The organism is Pseudomonas sp. AGC41, assembly GCF_057334555.1.
On the sequence record NZ_JBHFJB010000157.1, the window covers coordinates 98,427 to 99,581 of the forward strand.

1 protein-coding gene is annotated in these 1,155 nt (G+C 62.9%); it reads left to right on the top strand.

The window, feature by feature from the left end; genetic code table 11:
* Positions 1-145: 145 nt before the first annotated feature.
* Positions 146-1,120: a serine/threonine protein kinase gene (locus tag ACE04F_RS27500; RefSeq protein WP_486110691.1), complete on the top strand. Its 975-nt coding sequence runs from the start codon at positions 146-148 to the stop codon at positions 1,118-1,120.
* Positions 1,121-1,155: the final 35 nt, after the last annotated feature.

The following is a 1,155-nucleotide window of genomic DNA, read 5'->3' on the forward strand; positions in this document are numbered from 1 at the left end:
GCTCCTACAGTGGATCTTCGGTTGCCGTCGATCTCTGTGGGAGCGAGCCTGCTCGCGATCGCTTCAGCACAGCCCCCTATCTGCCTCTGTCTGCGCTACCATGCCGGGTCGGACGCGGCAGCCCTGCCGCTGCGCAGGAGTCAGCATGTCCCATCCGTTTGAAACCCTTACGCCCGACCTGGTGCTCGATGCCGTTGAAAGCATCGGCTTTCTCAGCGACGCCCGCGTGCTGGCGCTCAACAGCTACGAAAACCGTGTCTATCAGGTCGGCATCGAAGACGCCGAACCGCTGATCGCCAAGTTCTATCGCCCCCAGCGCTGGACCAACGAAGCGATCCTGGAAGAACACCGTTTTACCTTTGAACTGGCTGACTGCGAAGTGCCGGTGGTGGCGCCGCTGATCCATAACGGCGCCAGCCTGCATGAGCACGCCGGGTTTCGTTTCACCCTGTTTCCCCGTCGCGGCGGACGGGCGCCGGAGCCGGGCAATCTCGACCAGCTTTATCGCCTCGGCCAACTGCTTGGCAGGCTTCACGCGATCGGCGCGACCCGGCCGTTCGACCATCGCGAAGCGCTGGGCGTGAAGAATTTCGGCCATGACTCGCTGGAGACCGTGCTGCAAAGCGGCTTTGTCCCCCGTAGCCTGCTGCCGGCCTACGAGTCGGTGGCCAGGGATCTGCTCAAGCGTGTCGAAGATGCCTACGCCGCCACGCCCCACCAGAACATTCGTATGCATGGTGATTGCCATCCCGGCAACATGATGTGCCGCGATGAGGTGTTCCATATCGTCGACCTCGACGATTGCCGCATGGGCCCGGCCGTGCAGGATCTGTGGATGATGCTCGCCGGGGATCGCCAGGAATGCCTCGGACAGCTATCGGAATTGATGGATGGCTACCAGGAGTTCCATGATTTCGACCCGCGCGAATTGGCCCTGATCGAACCGCTGCGCGCCCTGCGCCTGATGCACTACAGCGCCTGGCTGGCGCGCCGCTGGGATGACCCGGCGTTTCCGCGAAGCTTCCCCTGGTTCGGCAGCGAACGTTACTGGGGCGACCAGGTGTTGGCGCTGCGCGAGCAGCTGGCGGCACTTCAGGAAGAGCCGTTGAAGCTTTTTTGATTGGGCGGGGCACCAACCGCCACCTGAAACTCCTG

Bases quoted from the DNA above. Each gene is read 5' to 3' on its own strand.
- ACE04F_RS27500 (WP_486110691.1), top strand. From the start codon at position 146: ATGTCCCATCCGTTTGAAACCCTTACGCCCGACCTGGTGCTCGATGCC.